This window comes from Cycloclasticus pugetii PS-1, from assembly GCF_000384415.1.
Classification (GTDB): Bacteria; Pseudomonadota; Gammaproteobacteria; order Methylococcales; family Cycloclasticaceae; genus Cycloclasticus; species Cycloclasticus pugetii.
On record NZ_ARVU01000001.1, the window covers coordinates 2,217,252 to 2,235,875 of the forward strand.

18 protein-coding genes are annotated in these 18,624 nt (G+C 43.4%); 11 read left to right on the plus strand and 7 right to left on the minus strand.

Annotated features, from left to right (window positions below; genetic code table 11):
* Nucleotides 1-666, plus strand: a complete 666-nt coding sequence (locus tag CYCPU_RS0110815) for an MlaC/ttg2D family ABC transporter substrate-binding protein (protein ID WP_016390855.1) — start codon at nucleotides 1-3, stop codon at nucleotides 664-666.
* A gap of 12 nt (nucleotides 667-678) precedes the next feature.
* On the opposite strand, the gene hemF is transcribed toward CYCPU_RS0110815, so the two are convergent.
* From hemF to CYCPU_RS0110850, 7 genes are read right to left on the minus strand one after another with little or no spacing between them, the layout of a single operon-like run.
* Nucleotides 679-1,593 carry an oxygen-dependent coproporphyrinogen oxidase gene (gene hemF, locus CYCPU_RS0110820; protein WP_020162717.1) on the minus strand — a complete coding sequence of 305 codons (915 nt, stop codon included), beginning with the start codon at nucleotides 1,591-1,593 and terminating at the stop codon, nucleotides 679-681.
* Nucleotides 1,594-1,610: 17 nt separating this feature from the next.
* A complete protein-coding gene (locus tag CYCPU_RS0110825) occupies nucleotides 1,611-2,165 on the minus strand; it encodes an L-threonylcarbamoyladenylate synthase type 1 TsaC (protein WP_016390853.1) in 555 nt (184 codons plus the stop codon).
* 7 nt (nucleotides 2,166-2,172) lie between these two features.
* Nucleotides 2,173-2,688 carry a 5-(carboxyamino)imidazole ribonucleotide mutase gene (purE, locus tag CYCPU_RS0110830; RefSeq protein WP_015006902.1) on the minus strand — a complete coding sequence of 172 codons (516 nt, stop codon included), beginning with the start codon at nucleotides 2,686-2,688 and terminating at the stop codon, nucleotides 2,173-2,175.
* Nucleotides 2,689-2,706: 18 nt separating this feature from the next.
* Complete coding sequence (topA, locus tag CYCPU_RS0110835) at nucleotides 2,707-4,998, minus strand: type I DNA topoisomerase (protein ID WP_016390852.1); 2,292 nt, start codon at nucleotides 4,996-4,998, stop codon at nucleotides 2,707-2,709.
* 8 nt (nucleotides 4,999-5,006) lie between these two features.
* Nucleotides 5,007-5,483 (minus strand): Smg family protein, encoded by a 477-nt coding sequence (locus tag CYCPU_RS0110840; protein WP_020162718.1) that lies wholly within the window; start codon nucleotides 5,481-5,483, stop codon nucleotides 5,007-5,009.
* A 21-nt stretch (nucleotides 5,484-5,504) separates the two neighbouring features.
* Entirely contained in the window at nucleotides 5,505-6,665 is a 1,161-nt protein-coding gene (gene dprA, locus CYCPU_RS0110845; RefSeq protein ID WP_020162719.1) for a DNA-processing protein DprA, read from the minus strand.
* Nucleotides 6,666-6,667: 2 nt separating this feature from the next.
* Nucleotides 6,668-7,684, minus strand: a complete 1,017-nt coding sequence (locus tag CYCPU_RS0110850; protein ID WP_020162720.1) for a LysM peptidoglycan-binding domain-containing protein — start codon at nucleotides 7,682-7,684, stop codon at nucleotides 6,668-6,670.
* A gap of 140 nt (nucleotides 7,685-7,824) precedes the next feature.
* Here CYCPU_RS0110850 and def point away from each other — a divergent pair, with 140 nt between their 5' ends.
* Genes def through CYCPU_RS0110900 form a run of 10 tightly spaced genes read left to right on the plus strand, consistent with a single transcriptional unit; the run spans nucleotide 7,825 to nucleotide 18,609 of the window.
* Nucleotides 7,825-8,355: a peptide deformylase gene (def, locus tag CYCPU_RS0110855; RefSeq protein ID WP_015006907.1), complete on the plus strand. Its 531-nt coding sequence runs from the start codon at nucleotides 7,825-7,827 to the stop codon at nucleotides 8,353-8,355.
* A 13-nt stretch (nucleotides 8,356-8,368) separates the two neighbouring features.
* Nucleotides 8,369-9,292: a methionyl-tRNA formyltransferase gene (fmt, locus tag CYCPU_RS0110860; RefSeq protein WP_020162721.1), complete on the plus strand. Its 924-nt coding sequence runs from the start codon at nucleotides 8,369-8,371 to the stop codon at nucleotides 9,290-9,292.
* Nucleotide 9,293: 1 nt separating this feature from the next.
* Nucleotides 9,294-10,610, plus strand: a complete 1,317-nt coding sequence (gene rsmB / locus CYCPU_RS0110865; RefSeq protein ID WP_020162722.1) for a 16S rRNA (cytosine(967)-C(5))-methyltransferase RsmB — start codon at nucleotides 9,294-9,296, stop codon at nucleotides 10,608-10,610.
* The gene (locus CYCPU_RS0110870) at nucleotides 10,592-11,188 is read left to right on the plus strand and encodes a DUF4390 domain-containing protein (protein ID WP_016390847.1); all 597 of its coding nucleotides are present in this window, start codon (nucleotides 10,592-10,594) and stop codon (nucleotides 11,186-11,188) included. The genes rsmB and CYCPU_RS0110870 overlap by 19 nt, the downstream gene beginning before the upstream one ends.
* Nucleotides 11,170-13,317 (plus strand): ATP-binding protein, encoded by a 2,148-nt coding sequence (locus tag CYCPU_RS0110875; RefSeq protein ID WP_015006911.1) that lies wholly within the window; start codon nucleotides 11,170-11,172, stop codon nucleotides 13,315-13,317. Before CYCPU_RS0110870 ends, CYCPU_RS0110875 begins: the two co-directional genes overlap by 19 nt.
* A gap of 28 nt (nucleotides 13,318-13,345) precedes the next feature.
* Complete coding sequence (locus tag CYCPU_RS0110880; RefSeq protein ID WP_015006912.1) at nucleotides 13,346-14,713, plus strand: sigma-54-dependent transcriptional regulator; 1,368 nt, start codon at nucleotides 13,346-13,348, stop codon at nucleotides 14,711-14,713.
* A gap of 12 nt (nucleotides 14,714-14,725) precedes the next feature.
* Nucleotides 14,726-16,126, plus strand: a complete 1,401-nt coding sequence (trkA, locus tag CYCPU_RS0110885; RefSeq protein WP_287017738.1) for a Trk system potassium transporter TrkA — start codon at nucleotides 14,726-14,728, stop codon at nucleotides 16,124-16,126.
* 2 nt (nucleotides 16,127-16,128) lie between these two features.
* Nucleotides 16,129-17,568 (plus strand): TrkH family potassium uptake protein, encoded by a 1,440-nt coding sequence (locus CYCPU_RS0110890; RefSeq protein ID WP_015006914.1) that lies wholly within the window; start codon nucleotides 16,129-16,131, stop codon nucleotides 17,566-17,568.
* The gene (locus CYCPU_RS0110895) at nucleotides 17,568-18,164 is read left to right on the plus strand and encodes a class I SAM-dependent methyltransferase (protein WP_015006915.1); all 597 of its coding nucleotides are present in this window, start codon (nucleotides 17,568-17,570) and stop codon (nucleotides 18,162-18,164) included. Before CYCPU_RS0110890 ends, CYCPU_RS0110895 begins: the two co-directional genes overlap by 1 nt.
* 46 nt (nucleotides 18,165-18,210) lie before the next feature.
* The gene (locus CYCPU_RS0110900; protein WP_016390842.1) at nucleotides 18,211-18,609 is read left to right on the plus strand and encodes a rhodanese-like domain-containing protein; all 399 of its coding nucleotides are present in this window, start codon (nucleotides 18,211-18,213) and stop codon (nucleotides 18,607-18,609) included.
* The last annotated feature ends 15 nt before the right edge of the window (nucleotides 18,610-18,624 follow it).

The window sequence follows — 18,624 nt, forward strand, 5'->3', positions numbered from 1 at the left end:
ATGAACAAACTAAAAGGTTTTTTAACCGTCGGGCTCTTCGCCTTTGCATTAACAATTAGCTCATTTGCAAGCGCTGAAGACTTAAACCCTCCTCAACAAGTCATCCAAGAAACATCTGACCTGTTACACGACATCCTTCAAAAGGATAAAAGTAAACTCGATGACCTTGATTATGTTTTTCAGTTGGTCAACGAAGTACTTGAACCTCGTGTTGATTTAAATAAAATTTCTAGACTTGTTTTAGGTAAACACTGGCGTAAAGCAAGCGAAGAGCAAAAAACCTCATTCCAAAAAGAGTTCAAGGGCTTATTGGTAAATACTTACGCCACTGCCTTTAAAGAATTTGATGAATGGACCATACATTTCATACCAATGACCTTCGACCCAACAGACACAAGGCTAATGGTTAAAACTGAAATTATTCAACCTTCTCGTCCACCCGTTGCTGTTAATTACCGAATGGCCCTTAACAAAGCTGGCGAATGGAAAGCGTATGATGTGATCATCGAAGGGATTAGCATGGTAACTAATTACAAAGCGAGCTTTTCTAAAACCATCAAAAGCGCCGGTGGACTCGATCAAGTTATTCAACAATTAGCCGAAAAAAACAAGTTATCAGAAACAGACAGCCAACTTGTTCGAGAAGAAACGAGCAACAAGTCTTAATAACAGCTCTGTTTAAGCAAGCCAATCTTTAGGCTTCAAAAAAACATCATACAGTTCGCTTTCAGCTGTCCCTGCTTCTGGGTGCCAGTTATAACGCCAGCTAACCTGTGGTGGCAATGACATTAAAATGGATTCCGTACGGCCACCTGTTTGCAACCCAAACAGGGTCCCTCTGTCATACACCAAGTTAAACTCTACATAGCGGCCTCTCCTATAGAGCTGAAAATCTCGTTCCTTGTCAGTATACGGCAAGCTTTTACGTCGCTCGACAATAGGCTGGTAGGCAGAAATATAGTGGTCACCCACGCTCTTCATCAGCTTGAAACAACGTTCGAACCCCCCTTCATTTAAATCATCAAAGAAAAGCCCTCCGATACCGCGCGGTTCATTACGATGCTTTAAAAAGAAATATTCATCACACCATTTTTTATAATCGTTATAAACATTATCACCAAAAGGTTCGCACGCTTTTTTTGCCTGCCGATGCCAATGCTTTGCATCATCTTCAAAGCCATAATAAGGCGTTAAATCAAAGCCGCCTCCAAACCACCAAATTGGTGCTTCACCGTCTTTTTCTGCGATAAAAAATCGCACATTAGCATGTGATGTCGGTACATAAGGATTACGAGGGTGTATCACCAATGAAACGCCCATTGCTTCAAAATTTCGCCCCGCCAACTTGGGACGATTCTGTGTTGCTGATCCGGGTAAGGCGTCACCTCTTACATGCGAAAAATTAACCCCCGCCTGCTCAAACACCTTGCCATTCTCTATCAGCCTCGTACGCCCTCCGCCTGTATCGCCCCCTCTATCCCATAGGTCTTCTTTAAAACCACCCTCTTCCTCAAGGCCTTCAATACTGCTACAAATGTTGTTTTGCAAAGCCAACAGGTAGTCTTTAACACGCTGGGGATTGGGTGCAGACATCAATAAAATCTCTTAGGTTAACGTAATTGCTTATTTAAAAAGGGGTCGATGATTCGGCTGGGATTCAAAAAGCCACCTACTTGGCCACTTATTGTATAAACATTTTTCGACAAAAACTTTAGACGCGCTTGATACGCCGTTCTTACTGCCTCACAACCCGACATGTTAGCACTAGTAGACACAATCGCTGTACCAGCTAACTGGCACAGCTCTTTAGCTAGGCCATGCTGTGTCAAACGAACCGCTATATTACTCCGCCCACCTGTCAACCATGCTGGCACCGATGTTTTTGCAGGCAGTAACCAAGTTGTTGGCTCCGATACCTGGCCCTTTATTTTTGACATAAGGTCATCAGATAAAGGCTGCACATAAGGTTCAAGTTGACAAAAATCAGATGCGATAAGAATCAAGCCTTTACTAACCGATCGCCCTTTTAAATCTAACAGTCGATAAACTGCCCCTTCGTTCAATGGGTCGCAGCCTAACCCAAACACGGCCTCTGTTGGGTAGGCTACAAGACCACCGGCTTGAAGTTGAGCAACAAACCGTTTTTTTTGCCAAACTGATGGCACAACCGGATTACCCTTGTTGAAGCTTTTCTTGCAGGGCTTGGTTTTTCTTAATAACAGCTTCGCCTGACGCTTTTCTATCTGCACGTACTCGTTGTGCAACGCCCTCATCAAACAAGCCGATAATTTGAGCGGCAAGATAAGCCGCATTTTTTGCACCCGGCTTACCAATCGCTACACTAGCAACAGGGATACCTGCTGGCATTTGTACGGTCGACAATAATGCATCTTGCCCTTGTAAAGAACCCGCATCAAGCGGCACACCAATAACAGGCTTAACGGTATTAGCCGCCACTGCTCCTGCTAAATGAGCAGCCAGACCTGCTGCTGCAATAAAGACCGCGCAACCTCTCTTATCGGCATCGGTAACGTAGGCATGTGTTTCTACTGGCGTTCTATGTGCTGAGGTCACTCTCACCTCATATGGTATGTCTAATCCTTTTAATACATCCAGTGTTGCCTGCATAACAGGAAAGTCAGAGTCAGAGCCCATTAAAACGGCTACAAATGTTTTATTATCTTGCATCATTTACCTTTTAATTTATTAAGTTTTAGCCATTTCTTCGCATGGCGTTACGTAGGAACATTCTTGTTGTGGACAGACTTTTTCAGTGCCACGTCTTTTAGTTGTTTTTAATGTCAAAATAGGCCAATTACAATTTGGGCATGGCTCATTAATCGGCTCATTCCATAATGCATATTTACACTTAGGATAATTAGAGCACGAGTAGAATATTTTACCCTTTCGAGATTTACGTTCAAGTATTGTTCCCTTTTTACAATCAGGACAAACAACATTCGTGTCTTTTGGTTTCTCCAAAGGTTCCATATGCTTACAATCTGGGTAAGCACTACAACCTATAAATTTGCCATATCGACCGGTGCGAATAATTAAATTAGATTCACACTTTGGGCATTTTCTCCCTTCAACAACTTCAGGCTCTGCAGAAGCGGCATCATCATTCAAGTTACGCGTATAACTGCATTCGGGGTAATCCGTACAGCCAATAAACCGTCCATTTCTACCCAAGCGAATCGATAGCTGTTTACCGCACTCTGGACACTTTTCCTCCAGCGCCTCTTGCGTAACATCGCTACGTTGAACACTGACTTCCTTATCATCAATCAGTGTTTTAAATGGCTGCCAAAACGTCTTCATTAATGGCAACCACTGCATTTCACCTCTTGAAACGGCATCCAGGCCATCTTCTAATTTAGCGGTGAAGTCATAATCCACATAATTCGTAAAATGCTGCGTTAAAAATTTATTTACAATTCGCCCAACATCAGTCGGATAAAAGCGTTTCGTTTCTAGCTCTACATAGTCGCGATTTTGTAATGTTGAAATAATCGATGCATAGGTCGATGGCCGGCCAATTCCATGCTCTTCAAGCGCTTTAACTAGGCTTGCCTCACCATAACGAGGGGGCGGTTCAGTAAAATGTTGGTTCGCTATCACCTCTTGCAAATCAACTAGCGCACCTTCTTCCAGAGGTGGTAACATTTTTTCCTTATTGTCATCATCCTCTTTACTGTCATCTTTACCTTCAAGATACACTGACATGAAACCGGGTTTATTTACCGTTGAACCTGTGGCCCGAAAAACATAGCCCTTGCCGCAGGTTAGGTCTGCACTCACCCCATCAATCAACGCATGAACCATTTGGCTGGCCACCACGCGTTTCCAGATCAATAAATAGAGTTTATATTGGTCATTCGACAACGACCCTCTAATTTCATCAGGAATCCTTGCTGCTGAGCTTGGACGAATAGCCTCATGGGCTTCTTGAGCATTTTTTGATTTAGTTTTGTAAACCGGCGCTTGTTTAGGTAGATTCTCTTTACCATAACGCAATTCAATCAATTGACGAATTTCATCAACCGCTTCAGCCGCTAAGTTCACCGAATCTGTTCGCATATACGTTATCAGACCAATTGATTCTGAACCGATGGTTACCCCTTCATAAAGCTGCTGAGCAATCTGCATGGTCTTTTTAGTTGTAAAACCTAACTTTCTAGATGCTTCTTGCTGAAGTGTGGAGGTTGTAAAGGGGGCGGCTGGGTTACGTTTACGCTGTTTTTTTTGTAGCTTTTTAACCAATAATTTATTGGCGGCAACAGCCACAATATCGTCTTTTATTTTATTCGCATCCGCCGCGTTTTCGACACTAAACTGGGTCAGCTTTTCGCCATCCACATGTGTTAGCTTGGCTTTAAAAGATTGGTTAGCCGCCTTAGTTGCCGCTTCAATACTCCAATATTCACGACTATTGAAAGCTTCTATTTCTAATTCACGTTCAACAATTAATCTTAACGCTGGGCTTTGAACCCGCCCAGCAGATAAGCCGCGTCTGATTTTTTTCCATAACAACGGCGACAAATTAAAACCAACCAAATAATCGAGTGCGCGTCTAGCTTGCTGCGCATCAACCATATCCATTGATAATTCACGCGGCTCCTGTATCGCTTTTTGAATTGATTTTTTAGTAATCTCATGAAAAACCACTCGATGTACCGGCTTATCTTTGAGCAGTTTTTTTTCCTTTAATAACTCAGAAACATGCCATGAAATGGCCTCACCCTCTCTATCCGGGTCGGTTGCAAGATAAAGCTCATCGGCTTTTTTCATCGCCTTTGTAATCGCCTGCACATGACGCTGATTCCTTTCGACCAAAGAATACTTCATCGCAAAATCATGGTCCGGGTCTACCGCGCCCTCCTTCGGAACCAAGTCCCTCACGTGGCCATATGACGCTAGAACAGTAAATCCTTTGCCTAAATATTTTTCAATGGTTTTTGCTTTTGCTGGCGATTCAACAATGACAAGAGCTGACATAATAAGACCTAATGAAGTTCGAATGGAGTATCGCCGTAAACCAGCTCCTCCATTTGTGAATAATGACCTTCCATGCCAGATTGACTAAACAGCACCATTAACGCGACCCACTTCACATGATCTACAGAAAGAAGCGCATCACCCAAGGCCATCGCTCTATCAATTATCAGCTCACGGCGTGTTAAGTCGATAATCCCTGTCTGCTCTAAAAACAACAAGAAGCCTTGCGCATCAACATCAAAACGTAATCGTTCTTCGGCTGAATAAACCCGGATCGCACTTTGACCAACATAGTTCTCCATCACCTGCGATGGTTGAGTCGTTAACTCACCCATCCAATCAAAGGCTCGATCAACATAGTTTTCTGTAAACCCTGCTTCCAGCAATTCAGTTTTTAACTTGCCTTGCTCAAGGGCCTTTTCATCGCCCGCATCAATATAATGCTCGAACAAATACACAAGTACTTCAAAAATAGTTTCTTTCATTTATTTTAATTTTATCTCTATTTATTCGGCTGAACACCGATAGAAAAGGCCTCCAGGCGCAGATGACACTAAACCTTGAAGCTCCAATACCAGTAACATAGACGAAATCTCTTCGGCTGTAAAATTAGTTTCTGTTATTAGTTCATCTACGGAGGTGGGGTCAAACGCAATTTTTTCAAGTAAAACAGCATAATCACCCGTTATTGATGTCTTATTCAACCTAAGCTCTTCGTTCTGCCCATCATCTTCATTGAGAGCCGCCAACGATAAGTTACCTAACTCTTCAAGTACATCTTCAGCCGTTTCAACTAATTTAGCCCCTTGTCGGATCAAATGATGGCAGCCTTTTGCAAGCGGATTGTGAATCGACCCGGGGATTGCAAACACTTCCCGGCCTTGCTCCATTGCATGTTTTGCTGTTATCAAGGTTCCACTCTTTATCGCCGCCTCAACCACCAAAACACCCAAGCTTAAGCCGCTAATAATTCTATTCCTTCTCGGAAAATAACCCGGTTTTGGTTGTGTGCCAATTGGAAATTCCGACACCAACGCACCAGATTTAATAATTTCTTCAGCCAACGGCTTGTGACCAGCGGGGTAAACCCTATCGAGCCCTGTAGCAGCGACAGCGATTGTTTTTCCGCCGGCCTCTAAAACACCTTCATGCGCCGCTTGATCAACGCCTAATGCTAAACCACTCGTTACTGTTAAGCCAAAGGTGGCAAAGCTTTTTGAAAATGCATGCGCTGTTTTCATGGCCATTGGTGAAGGGTTTCTTGTTCCTACCATGGCTATTTGCAAAGATCCTAACAAGCTACGATTACCACGAATAAATAAAATAGGCGGCGGGTCTGGAATTTCTTTAAGCAAAAGCGGGTAATCTTCATCGTACCAACACATAAGGTGACAATCTTCACGTTTGAGCCAGTTTAAATCTGGCTCAATTTCACGCTCATCCAGGTTTTTTATTTGCTGAATAACCGCTGAAGAAAGCCCAGCCTGCTTGAGCGATGCTGCGGAGGCGCCAAGAACATTTTCCGGCGTACCAAAGACCTCCAATAACGATAAATATGTTTTAGCACCAACGCCAGTAATTCGCCATAAAGCTAACCAAGGACGATAATCAGAAGCAAGAATGCTCGCTGAAGAAACTCGCCCGTCTTCCCCGTTAGAGCTATCCAATACTAAGGGGTATGAACAACATCGTGGCGGTGTATCACGCGAGAGCTTTCCATCACGAGACCATAGCTGACTCGGTCAAACACCCTAAATACCATTAACACGCCGGCCTTTTCATCCGGTAACGTCACTTCTGCGCCACCACCAGCAATGATGTCTCTAACCGTTTCGCCTGCTCGATCAATTTGTAACACATGACCCACTTCAACGCCGTCTTGTTCGCCACGGTCAATCACCACAACATCATATTTTGCTACTTTCGACACACCATCAACGATTCCAACAATTTGCCCTCTAATATTGCTCTTTGGCGCATGAGGGAAGTAGTTTTGAACAATCGGTCCTTCGATAGCCGGTAATAAACGATCACCTTTTCGTACTTCACGCGTTGATTTAGACAACATCACAGTCGCTGGGTCTCCTTTCAGCTCTACCGTCGACTCTGCAATATAGACCGCCTCGAAACCCAATGACTCCCCAGTTTCTCCATCCAAATATTCTTCGCCTTGTCGCACAATAATGTAGCCATCGGCTATGCCGTCTTGAAATGAACGGACATACGCTTTGTAGCCCGGACTTCCGAGAATATGCTCATCATCAAATGCCACGACATAAGGCGCAGACTCATACTCCTCTTGCGTCATCACTCTTGGACTATTTAAAAAGGGTGCAATGGCATCAATCGGTATTGCAGGAATGGCATCCGCTAAACTAGAACGCCGAATTGAGGGTGATAATTTCCCATCACCTCTTTTTAAAGTCAACCTTGGCACGCCATCTACAAAAGACAACTCAATAATATCGCCGGGGTAAATTAAGTGTGGGTTCGCAATTTGATCATTCGCTTGCCATATATCTGGCCAACGCCATGGCGTTTGTAGGAAACGTGCAGAAATACCCCAAAGTGTATCTCCTTTTACAACCACGTAGCGATCCGGGTGTGATGGGTTCAGCTTAATATCGTTTGCCAGTACACTCCAACTCAACAACACTCCAACCACTAACACTAATAATTTTTTCATGGCCACGATCTTCCTTTTATTGGCGATTTAATAACATTCTAAGTCTAGCTTAAAATATTGACTATTCAAAGTTTAACCTAAATTCGTTAGAATTCACTCTAAACAATTGGCCACCGTCGCATATTTCACCCCCTTCCAATATGACAAAATTAAATATTCTGCATTTTCCTGACAAACGGCTACGAACAAAAGCCACCGATATCACCGTCTTTGATGACGAATTGAGGCAATTTATTCGCGATATGTTTGAAACCATGTACGCAGCGCCCGGTATTGGACTTGCCGCAACGCAGGTGAATTACCATAAACGCCTCATTGTCATTGACGTCTCTGAAGATAAAAACGAACAGCTTTGCCTCATTAACCCAGTTATCACTCATAAAGAAGGCATTGAAGTAATGCAAGAAGGCTGTCTATCGGTCCCTGGATTTTATGAAGACGTAGAAAGAGCAGAGTCAGTAACGATTAGCGCTCAAGATGAACATGGCAAGCCTTTCGAGCTAACAGCTGACGATTTATTGGCCGTATGCATTCAACATGAAATAGATCATTTAGACGGAAAATTATTTGTCGATTACCTGTCTCCTTTAAAACGCAATCGCATTCGAAAGAAGCTAGTGCGAATGGATAAAGAACGAGCCGAACAAACAACTCAATCCAACTCGCTATAGCTGGCCTTTAAACATGAACATTATATTTGCAGGCACGCCTGATTTTTCGGTGCCAACGCTTCAAGCGCTTATAGCTAGTCAGCATCATGTCTGCGCTGTTTATACACAACCAGACCGACCGGCCGGCCGGGGACGAAAAGTTCAACTTAGCCCCGTCAAACAATGCGCATTGGACGCTAATATACCCATTGAACAGCCCGTTAACTTCAAATCAGCAGCATCGATAACAACGCTAGAACAGTATCAGGCAGACCTTATGATTGTTGTCGCCTACGGTATTATTTTGCCAGACCTTGTCTTGAATACACCCAAATTTGGCTGCATTAACATCCATGCCTCCTTATTGCCTCGCTGGCGCGGCGCCGCACCTATTCAACGTGCTATTTTATCGGGCGATAAAGAAACCGGCATTACCTTAATGCAAATGGATACCGGCCTCGACACCGGAGATATGTTGTCAAAAACTGTTCTCCCTATTCAGCCCGAGGACACTTCCAGCAGCCTCCACAATAAATTATCGACCTTAGGCGCCAACGCCTTAATAGATTTACTGCCCCTCGTTGACGCACAACAACTTAGCCCGAGCCGCCAAAACAACAATGAAGCGACCTATGCTCACAAACTCAGTAAGCAAGAAGCCCTGATAGATTGGAGCAAGCCAGCTGCTGACGTTCAACGCAGCATTCAAGGTTACAACCCATGGCCGGTAGCCCACACGCTTCTCAACAACAAACCCTTACGCATTTGGCAGGCAACCGTCACCCAACTTCCCACTTCCGGGCAGCCAGGAGAGGTTAACACTGAGAAAAATAAATTATTTGTTGCCTGTGGCGATTACTTCATTGAAGTTAACGAGCTTCAACCTGCTAATAAACGGCGCATGTCCGCGTCCGACTACCTATCTGCACATCACATCAACGCATTAACATTAGGCTAAGATGAACGCAAAGAAAAACACTAGCCATTCTGCCCGGGAAACGGCTGTTCTTGTTATATGCGCCGTTATCCAACACGGCAAATCACTCACCGATGCCTTAAGTTTAAGTGAAAATTTAGAGCCTCGTGAAAAGGCATTCTGTCGAGAACTTTGCTACGGCACTCTTCGTTGGCACAGTCGTCTCGATGCCATTCTCCACCTTTTATTGAAGAAACCCTTTAAAGCTAAAGACTTGGATATTACTGTACTGGCCTTAATCGGCTTGTACCAAATTATTTATCTCAGCACACCTGACCACGCCGCCGTATCAGAGACTGTAAGCCAATGTAAACGTGGAAAAAAAAGCTGGGCGAACGGTGTGCTTAATGGCGTTTTACGCAACTTTTTACGCAACAGAGAATCACTTGAAAAAACCGTTGACGAACAACTTAACCAACGCTTCTCTCATCCAGATTGGCTCGTCAAAGAAATATCAAAAAGTTGGGGACAGCAAACTAAAAAAATTCTTGCCGCAAACAACCAGTACCCGCCCATGTCCATTCGGGTTAATCAAAAAATAGTCACGCGAGACCACTATCTACAGCAATTAAGCGACAACGCTATTCACGCAACAAAAAACCCTTTCAACACAGTAGGTTTAACACTGGAAAAACCGGTCAATGTTGATCAACTGCCTGACTTCTGGCAGGGTGCCTCTTCAGTACAAGACGGCGCAGCTCAACTGGCGGCTGAACTGTTAGACATTAAAGGCGGACAACGCATATTAGACGTCTGCGCAGCGCCAGGCGGTAAAGCAGCCCATATTTTAGAACAGGCCGCCGGCACCGTTTCTCTGCTAGCGCTTGATATTGATGAAAAGCGCAATCAACGTGTTCTAGAAAACCTTCAACGATTAAAGCTCAACGCTGAGGTCATGACCGTTGATGCACTAGAAGCCGACGAATGGTTTGATGAAAAACCTTTTCAACGCATTCTACTAGATGCACCCTGCTCCGCTACAGGCGTAATCAGACGCCACCCCGACATTAAAATATTACGTCAACCATCCGACATTCCTGCTCTTATCGAACTACAAAGCAAGCTATTAAAAACCATCTGGCCCTTGCTCGATAAAAAGGGTGTGCTTTTATATGCAACCTGCTCTATATTATCAGCTGAAAACAGCCAACAAATATCTACTTTTCTGGCCGAACACCCTGATGCAAAAGAAATTAAAATAAATGCTGAATGGGGTCACACTTGTGAACATGGCCAGCAAATTTTACCGGGTGATAACAATATGGATGGTTTTTATTACGCATGTTTAACAAAAATCTAATGCCGGCGATTCGCTTTTATTGTCGACTCTCCTTCTTCATGCTTTTTTTTGCTTGCCTGCTATTACCAGCAAACCTACTGGCCGATGAAAAACCCAATATCACCATAAAAACAGCCACACTAACGCAGCAAGACAGCACTTTTTTGCTCAACAGTCTTATAGTCTATAACCTCAGCGATGAAGCCATCGAAGCTTTGCACAACGGAGTCACTCTTACCTTCAACATTGACCTTTCAATCACTGAACCTAGAAAATGGCTTTGGAACAAACACCATACAAACCTCACCCTACCCTATCAACTGAGATACCATACTTTAGCTAAAATCTATCAAGTCTCTGATACCACCAATAATATACGACTTAACTTTTCCAGCCTTTCGGCAGCGCTTCACTCATTAGGCACACTGACTGACATCCCTATATACACATTAACAAACAGCCCTCACATTAATGCCAATGCTTCTTTAAACGCCTACCTAAATATTGAAGCATTACCACTTCCAATGCGCCCTTTAGCTTATATAACCCCTGGCTGGCACTTACGTAGCAATACCTTTCAATGGCCACTAGCCCAGTAAAAAAGAGAGCCTATTTTATTCCCGCAGGTGTGTTACTCAGCCTGCTATTTAGCCTGTACTTGATGAGCCATGCAACAGAGTCTAACTCTCAATTCAATGGCTTGTTTTCTGCACTTATTCTGATCAATATCGCAGGCACTATTTTCTTATTCGGACTGCTATTCTCAAACATTCGCTGGCTTTGGCAACAGTTTTCAACTCAAGCCGTTGGTTCACGTATTACGGTACACATTGTGCTGCTTTTTTTTGCCATTTCTGTGATCCCAACTGGCATTGTTTTTTACTTTTCTAGTCAGCTCCTACACCAAAGTATTGACAGTTGGTTTGATGCAAAAATAGACACCGCGATGGAAAGCTCATTAACACTGAGCCGCCGATCCCTAGATAACCGTACTCTTTCCTTAATGAAGGAGACTCGTCAATTAGCTAGTCAGCTAGAAAGCGAACCAGATATCTTTTTATCGCTAACCTTAGCCGGCCTACGCGCACAAACCAATGCCAATGAACTCACCGCCTTTTCAAGACAAGGGCAGATTATTGCCACAACTAACATTGATCCCAGCGTACTCATTCCCAATACGCCTGACAGTTCAACGCTTCTGCTCGCCAAACAAAACCGAGAATTTATTGGCTTCGAACCTAGCTCCGATAAAGGCTTAATTGTCCGCAGCATCGTGGAAATTAAAAACACCAATCCAAGGCGCTACCTACAAGCCATCTATGAGATACCCGAAGATATTAGTCAATTAGCCGACTCGGTAGAAGATGCTTATACGACCTATCAAGAATTCAGTTATTTACGAGACTCTTTAAAGTTTAGTTTCACCCTGACACTCTCTCTTGCTCTACTATTTAGCATTTTAGCTGCTAGCTGGGCAGCCTTTGTGTTTGCAAGAGAACTAGTCGCACCGATTCGCCAATTAGTTAAAGGCACTCAAGCTATTGCCGAAGGGAATTACGAAAAGAAACTAAAAACCAATCGAAAAGACGAACTTGGCTTCCTTATTAATTCTTTTAATGCCATGACATTGCGAATATCTAGCTCTCGACAAGCAGCCTATAACGCCCAACGAGACGCGGAGAACCAACATGCTCATTTAGAAACCATATTAAGCCACCTTTCTAATGGCGTTTTAGGCTTTGACCTTACGTTACGACTTAAAACAACCAATTATGGTGCCAACCAGATTCTCGAACACCCCTTATCGGCCTGTATTGAATACTCACTTGCCGACATTGCCGCTAAATTCCCAGAACTAGAAGCCTTTACCAGTTTACTGATTGATAATTTTTCCGCTAAAGAAAAAGAGTGGCAACGAGAATTCATCTTCTATATTAACCATCAAAAGAAAACTCTACGTCTAAAAGGCACTCCCTTGTATGCCGCCGATAAAACATTATCTGGTTACGTGTTAATTTTTGATGATGTTACCCCCATTATCCAGTCACAAAGAAACGCGGCGTGGAGCGAAGTCGCTCAACGTCTAGCACATGAAATTAAAAACCCCTTAACCCCGATTCAATTATCTGCTGAACGGCTACAAAGAAAACTTCACTCACAGCTCAATGATGATGCCAATAAAGTACTGAAAAAATCGACAGAGACCATCGTACAACAGGTCAGCGCCTTAAAAAGCATGGTCAATGACTTTTCGAATTTCGCACGCCCACCACAGTCCAAACCCCAAGTGATATCAATAAGCCAGCTTATCGATGACATCGCTTCTTTGTATCAAGGCCAAGTTCAACACCTTATAGTAACTATTGATAACGATTTACCCAACGCCTATGCAGACCCAGTTCGATTACGACAAGTTTTCATTAACCTGATAAAAAATGCGCAAGAAGCCATTGCTGACGACGAATTTGGAGAAATCAACATATCGGCCAACTACAATAAAGCCAATGATTCAATCGAGATTTGTATTGCTGATAATGGCCCAGGCGTAGATAATTCCGATATTGAACGCATTTTCGAACCCTATGCGACGACCAAAGAGAAAGGTACTGGGCTTGGACTGGCTATTGTTAAAAAAATCATCGAGGAACATGGCGGCACGATCATTACCAAGCCGGTTACTCCACACGGGGCTAATTTCATTATTCAACTCCCTATTACGACTCCCTAAAAAAACCTAATCATTACGGATACACTTTATGAACAAACCTCATATTCTTGTTATTGACGACGAACCCGATATTCGCAGCCTAATTAGGGATATTCTCGAAGATGAAGACTATGAAGTATCTACTGCTGATAGCGCTGTAACCGCTCAGCAAGCACGTCATGAGTGTCGCCATGACTTAATTTTACTGGATATTTGGATGCCGAATACCGACGGCGTCACCTTATTAAAAGACTGGTCTACATCGGGAGATTTATCTTGCCCGGTCATTATGATGTCTGGGCACGGCACCGTTGAAACCGCTGTGGAAGCCACGCGTTTAGGCGCTTATGACTTTCTAGAAAAGCCATTATCCATTGCCAAACTATTACTGACCATTGAACGCGCACTGGAAGCTGAAAAACTTAAACAAGAGAATATCGACCTTAAACAATATTCAAATACCATTCAGGAGCCTCTTGGCAGCAGCCCACAAATTCAACAACTTCTTGAGCAGGCACGCCGACTCGGACAGCATGACACTCGCATATTATTAACGGGCGAACCTGGTAGCGGTAAAGAAACACTCGCACGATATATTCACGAACATAGCACCAGAAAACAAGGGCCTTTTATAGAGTTGAATACAGGCATTATCACTTCCCATAATGCCTTAGAAGAATTTTTTGGTCGTGAAGACGGCGACTCTATTCACTACGGTTTATTGGAAAAAGCAAACCACGGTACCTTGTTCATCGATGAAATTGGTGACATGGACAGTGAAACCCAACACCGCTTACTGAGTGCATTAGAATCTAAATCATTTCAACGCATTGGCGGCCACGAAGAGGTTAAAGCTGATGTAAGAGTTATCGCCTCGACCCGACGAGACCTGGAAGAAGCCATTCAAAATGGTCAATTTAGAAAAGACTTATACTATTTACTGAATGTCGCCTGCCTTCATTTGCCCTCGTTAAAAGATAGAAAAGAGGATATCCCTTTACTATTAGATTTCTATCTCCAGCACTACATAAAGCGAGAAAACTTACCAAAACGTAAATTCACCATTGCGGCGCAACAATTTTTAAGCGATTATACGTGGTTAGGGAATATACGCGAACTAAGGAATGTGGTTCAACGCCTCTTAATACTAGGCATTGGGGACGAGATCGGTCTAACTGAAGTCAAAACAACGCTCGGTGAATCTGCAAGATCCGTCATAACATCAAACGACATACCAATCTTTTATGATTTACCCCTTAAAGATGCTAGAGCACAATTTGAAAAAGCCTACCTTGATTACCACCTTGATCAGCACAAAGGCAGCGTTACTAAACTGGCTGAAACAACTGGCATGGAAAGAACTCACCTTTACCGCAAACTTCATGCCTTGGGCATTGAGTTTAAAGGAAAACGCTAACTCGCGCTATCGCTGTATCCTATGAGAATTATTATTTTAGGGGCCGGTCGAGTAGGCTCTACTGTTGCCAGCAACTTGTCTAGCGAAAATATCGATATCACACTGATTGATAAAGATCAAAAAGTAATAGACGCTGTCTGTGAAAGGCTTGATGTTTCAGCCATTTGCGGCAATGTCTCTCATCCAGATGTCTTAGAAAGCGCCGGCACCAAGTATGCCGATATCATCATCGCAGCAACAGACAGCGATGAAACAAATATGACCGCTTGCCAAGTCGCTCACTACTTATTTAAGGTCCCGAAAAAAATCGCGCGCGTAAGAGCAAGAACCTTCATTGACGTTCAAGAACAACTTTTTAACCCTAACGCCATCCCAATTGACGTTATTATCAACCCCGAAAATGAGATCGTACAATTTATAAAAAACCTCATTTTGCATCCCGGCTCACAGCAAGTTTTATCCTTCGCTAACGGCGTCCTCAGCCTTGTAGAAACAAAATGCAACCGAGATTGCGCATTAGTCGGAAAATCACTTGATGATTTGACCCGTTTATTACGTGGCGTTTACGCCAGAATAGCGCTCATTTATAGAGATAGCGAAATCATCATTCCCAACTATCACACCATTATTGAAGAACACGATCGCGTTTTCTTTATTGCGCCATCTAAGGATATTCAGCAAGTACTGAGCGTACTCTTCAATCAAGATAAAGCCTATAAACGATTAATTATTGCAGGTGGTGGCCGTATTGGTCTTGGTTTAGCTAAAGAGCTTGAGAACACCTTACAAGTTAAAATCATCACTAAAAGCAGCGAAAAAGCCTACGAGCTATCAGAACAGTTAGACCATAGTATCGTACTGTCCGGCGACACTACAGACGAAGCCTTTTTGCTGGATGAAAACATTGACAGAACCGATGTCTTTTGCACGCTGACAAGCGACGATGAAACGAATATTCTATGTTCCATGTTGGCCAAAAGCCTTGGCGCAAAGGTTGTCATGAGCTTAGTCGATAGAAATGCCTATATGAGCATGGTAGATAACGGGGCCATTGATAATGTCATTTACCCTCAACACACCACCATTGGAAAAATATTATCGCATATCAGACAAGGCGCTATTGCGAGTGTCCATTCTTTATTGCGGGGCAAAGCCGAAGCATTTGAAGCGATTGTCTCAAGTAGGGGACAAAAGAATAACCTCGATGGTCAAGCCATACGGGATGTTAAGCTACCTAACGGCAGCATGATTATTGGTTTAGTAAGAGAGAATATTTCCATTCCAGCAAGACAGGATGTCATTATTAAAAGTGGTGACCACCTGATTATTTTTGTTGCAGATAAGTCTTTAATTCACCAGGTAGAGGCGCTTTTTCAGCCGCCAAAATCCTTCCTTCGCCGATTTATTAATTAAACATGCATTACAACGTTATTAGACGCGTATCAGGTCTATTATTAGGCCTATTTAGCATCACCATGCTACCACCCATAGCCGTGTCTTTTATTTACGACGAACAAAACCACCAACCGTTTTTGATCGGTTTTTTTACTATTTTCCTAACCGGCTTTGTGCTCTGGTTAAGCGCCAAAAATGCTAAAGGAGATTTAAGAACACGAGATGGCTTCGTTATTGCTACTCTTTTCTGGGTTAGCCTTGGACTGTCCGGAGCCATCCCACTATATTTCTCTAGTCTGCCTTCCTTGTCATTAACCGATTCTATATTTGAATCCATTTCAGGCTTAACCACTACTGGGGCAACAGTTATTACAGGGCTCGATACGCTGCCAAAGTCTATTCTTTTTTACCGTCAACAACTCCAGTGGTTTGGTGGCATGGGTATTGTCGTACTCGCCGTTGCCGTCTTACCTATGCTGGGCATCGGTGGAATGCAGCTTTATAAAACTGAGATGCCTGGGCCCGTTAAAGATGCAAAATTGACACCCCGTATCACCGAAACAGCCAAAGCACTATGGGAGATCTATCTTGGCTTAACCATCGCATGTACACTGGCCTATTGGATCGGTGGCATGACATTTTTTGACGCACTAACACATAGTTTTAGTACCGTTTCTATTGGAGGCTTTTCAACCCATGACCTGAGCTTTGCTTTTTTTGACAGTACCGCCTTAAATTATATTTGCATTGTATTTATGCTTGTTGCGGGTATAAATTTCGCACTTCACTTTAGAGCAGCCAAATCACTCAGCCTTAAAGTTTATACTCATAATAATGAGTTTCAAACCTATCTCAGCATTCTCGTTGTACACACTCTGTTGATATCGGGAGTCCTACTTTTTTTAGGTCATGTTGATATTATTGAACAAACCCTATTTCAAGTCGTCTCATTCGCCACAACGACAGGGTTTACTTCCTCCAACCACGCCAACTGGCCTTTATTCATCCCGGTGTTACTTCTTTTTATGAGTTTCTATGGTGGTTGCGGCGGATCTACAGCAGGCGGGATTAAGGTTATCCGCATTTTAATTTTGCTCAAACAGCTTGGCAAAGAGATAACACATTTGATCCATCCACATGCCGACATGCCAATAAAACTTGATCAACGTGTCGTTTCAAGGCCGGTTATCAATGCAGTTTGGAGTTTCTTTTCTGCCTATATTTTATCTTTTGGTCTGTTAATGATTTTAATGATGATGACAGGACTAGACCAAATCACCGCTTTTTCAGCCGTTGCAGCAACCCTTAACAATCTCGGACCGGGGCTAGGCGATATTAGTAGTAGCTACGCAACCCTTCCAGACACAAGCAAGTGGATTGCCTGCTTTTCCATGCTGCTTGGCCGACTAGAAATTTTCACCTTGCTGGTCTTATTTAGCCCTGTTTTTTGGCGCGATTAGTGTCGGATTTACAACACAAGTGGGACCGTATCTATAGTCAGCGAGAAGCAGCTGATCCTAAACCGGCTGCTATGTTATCTCAATATTCACACCTATTGCCCAAGCAAGGACGTGCCCTCGATCTAGCTTGTGGCGTGGGCGGCAATACGTTCTTTTTAGCTCAACGAGGACTAACTGTCGATGCTTGGGATATTTCACCGGTTGCTATCAGTCAGATCGATCAGCGCAAAGGGCCTGCAGACAATATACGCACCTCGGTTGTTAATATTAACGATGGTGTGTTTGCAAAAAATTACTACGATATTGTTACGGTCTCATACTTTCTAGACCGACAACACATTGACGACATCATCACCACACTAAAGCCACAAGGGCTGCTTTTTTATCAAACATTTACGCGTGAAAAAGCGCAACCGGGCGGGCCAAGCAACCCTGATTTTTTGCTGAAAAAAGGAGAGTTATTATCCCTTTTTTCTCAACTAACACCTATTATTTATCATGAGGAGGGCCTTATTGGCGACGCTAGTAAAGGCCTTCGAAATGAAGCCATTCTCATTGCTCAAAAGCCCGCAATGCTGAAACCCCCACTCAACTAGAAATATCATTGTATAATAAGCGGCTAACGTTAATTTAGGTCAATCCATGACTAGCATCAAAAGCACCTCGCCTACCCAGGCTTACGAAATTCTTAACAACGACTCTCATGCCGTATTGATCGACACCCGTACATTTATTGAATTTTCTTTTGTAGGCCACCCCATTGGCGCTATCCACGTACCGCTTAAAAGACCACCTAACTGGAAACCTTTACCCGATTTTGTTGAACAGGTTGAAAAGCACGTCCCTTCAAAGTCAACAACCATTGTTTTAATGTGCCGCAGTGGCGCACGCTCAATGGAAGCGGCTAAATTATTAGAAGAGGCTGGCTACCAGTCCTTATACAACATGAATGAAGGCTTTGAAGGCGATAAAGATAAAAACAACCATCGAGGCAAGCTGGGGGGCTGGCGCTATCATCAACTCCCTTGGGAACAAAGCTAACGTCGCTCTATACAT